Raw genomic sequence first — 2,094 nt, forward strand, 5'->3', positions numbered from 1 at the left:
CCGCTGCGTTGTTGACCTGCCGGCCCGGCCGATGCCGACTGCGCCCGTCCTGCCTGAAATCATCCGGTTCGACCCTGACGCCGATCCAGCACGACCCGGCTCGGTCTACGGCCCGCTGCTCGCCGACCTGCGGTCCGGCCAGCGCCACAACTCTGTCTAGAACACGACCGCCACACGAATGACAGCATGCGTGCCCCGCCCAACGGCGCTCTGCAGCACTATACGGGCGCGCCAGACGTGCTGATGCGACGTGTTTCGAGCCGCCACGAGTGCTTCGAGCCGAAGGCGATCCGAGGTGGAGAGCGTGAAAGAGATGCCACTGCGCATCCGGCCAGACTCGCAGGATGGGCCTCAAACCGAAACCCCACACGGACTCAACCGTCAGAGCTCAACCACTAGATCTGCGGGCTTGGCTTGAAAGCCGTCTCGGGCCTTTGGCCGGCCTCATCCTTGAGAATGCTCAGCCAGCCGCCGAGCCTCCCGCTGCCGCGCGCCTGCCTCGCGCCGCCGACTACGATCCCGCCTTGGCTGCTCGCTACCGCTGCGTTGTTGACCTGCCGGCCCGGCCGATGCCGACTGCGCCCGTCCTGCCTGAAATCATCCGGTTCGACCCTGACGCCGATCCAGCACGACCCGGCTCGGTCTACGGCCCGCTGCTCGCCGACCTGCGGTCCGGCCGGCAGGCTGAAATGCACCGCCAACATCCGCCGGTATCCGTTGAGGCGCGGCCATGATCCCCGCCGCCGACGCTTGGGGCCCGTTTCGCGGCGACATTGACCCGGCCGAGCGCAAGGCGCGGTTGAGGTGCCTCCGCGCCGTCGTTCACCTGTCTACTGGTCCGCGCGGTCAGGCCCTCGCCGATCTGCTGCTGCGCGCTGAGCAGGATGCCGGTCTGCTGCCGTCCACCCTCGCGGCTCTGTCCGACCTCGACCCGCTCGACAAGCGCCGGGTCTGGGCCTCGTACCTCGCCTTGAACCGTCCCGCAGCCTAAGGAGCCGTCCATGCCCCGCAAGCCCGATCCAGACCGCATGCCCCATCCAGGCCGGACTTCTGCCGAGCGCAAGGCTCTCGACGCCATCGGCTGCGGGGAGCCCCCGCGCTGCTCTCCGAAGACCATCAAGGCCCTGCTTGATGCTGGTCTGATCGTAGACGTCGGCACCGAGACCCGCCGCGACGCGCTCGGCGCGTACAAAATCCCGAAATTCGCGATGCCGATCCCGGTTCACATGGCCTGGTGCAGCGCTGTTGCTGCAACCGACGAGGAGATGGCGGCGGTTGAGGCCGAATTAGAGGCAAGCGCATGACCCCGAGCCAGCCTGCCTACGACCTACTTCTCGTCCATCGTGCGCTCTGCCTCCTGCAACCCGCGCTTGAGGCTGTGCTTCACGGTCGTCTTGGTGCGGTTTGCTGCGTTCTGCTCTTCGAGGGTAGGCAGCTTTTGCGGAAATCTGTTCTCTCCCAGCCAAGCCCGGCCCTCGCTGTCACCACCCTCACGAGCTTTATTGGGCAGCTCCGCACTTCCAATTCGGACTTCGGTCATCATTGTCCCCAGTCGTGGCTGTTGCCGTTGGGTGCGCTCCGCGCGCAGACCGGACTTCATGTCGCCGGCCGGGAGGCTGACTGGCCCGCTCTCGGCGAGCGCAATCATACCCGCCAGGAAAGCCAAGCCGGTCGTGATGCTCGCGAGGATTGGCGTCAGATGCCGCGCGTGTTCGCGCCCCTCGTGGATCGCCGCGCACCCGAAGGTGAAGGCCGAGGCCAGCAGGATCGCGAACGCCTGTTCGGTCATGACATAGTTCACCGTCCCCAGATCCAATCCGCTCACGCGACGGCGTATGCGAACGGCCCGTCCTGTGGTCCAACTTGGGTTCGATCTCCGAGAACTCTTCGGCCCGAGGCGATGATCTGAACGGTCTGTCGGCTATAACATGCTGTCCGTGCCATGACCTCCAGATCGCGCAGATATGAGATCAGCAGCTCATGCGGAACTTCATCTGTGTTAAGGGCGTCGCCCACCTTAGATGACACGTTGCGCTCAAGCTCGGACCAGAAATTGCCGGGCATTTCTGTTCGATGGATCATGGATGCCGCTCG

At 65.4% G+C, this 2,094-nt stretch carries 5 protein-coding genes; 2 read left to right on the plus strand and 3 right to left on the minus strand.

Features of this window, described 5'->3' with window-relative positions; translation table 11 throughout:
* Positions 1 to 395: 395 nt before the first annotated feature.
* The gene (locus tag MKK63_RS24375) at positions 396 to 704 is read right to left on the minus strand and encodes a hypothetical protein (protein ID WP_244006310.1); all 309 of its coding nucleotides are present in this window, start codon (positions 702 to 704) and stop codon (positions 396 to 398) included.
* A 26-nt stretch (positions 705 to 730) separates the two neighbouring features.
* Here MKK63_RS24375 and MKK63_RS24380 point away from each other — a divergent pair, with 26 nt between their 5' ends.
* Together MKK63_RS24380 and MKK63_RS24385 are read left to right on the plus strand one after the other, a co-directional pair.
* A complete protein-coding gene (locus tag MKK63_RS24380; RefSeq protein ID WP_244006311.1) occupies positions 731 to 991 on the plus strand; it encodes a hypothetical protein in 261 nt (86 codons plus the stop codon).
* Between the two features lie 10 nt (positions 992 to 1,001).
* On the plus strand, positions 1,002 to 1,304 hold the full coding sequence (locus tag MKK63_RS24385) for a hypothetical protein (RefSeq protein ID WP_244006313.1): 303 nt from the start codon (positions 1,002 to 1,004) through the stop codon (positions 1,302 to 1,304).
* Between the two features lie 23 nt (positions 1,305 to 1,327).
* On the opposite strand, the gene MKK63_RS24390 is transcribed toward MKK63_RS24385, so the two are convergent.
* Both MKK63_RS24390 and MKK63_RS24395 read right to left on the minus strand, forming a co-directional pair.
* Positions 1,328 to 1,801, minus strand: coding sequence for a hypothetical protein (locus MKK63_RS24390; protein WP_244006315.1), 474 nt, complete (start codon positions 1,799 to 1,801; stop codon positions 1,328 to 1,330).
* A 20-nt stretch (positions 1,802 to 1,821) separates the two neighbouring features.
* Positions 1,822 to 2,094, minus strand: a 273-nt coding sequence (locus MKK63_RS24395; RefSeq protein WP_409564554.1) for a hypothetical protein, incomplete at its 5' end; no start/stop codon positions are given.

Origin of the sequence: Methylobacterium sp. J-088 (assembly GCF_022829295.1) — a bacterium.
Taxonomy (GTDB): Bacteria; Pseudomonadota; Alphaproteobacteria; order Rhizobiales; family Beijerinckiaceae; genus Methylobacterium.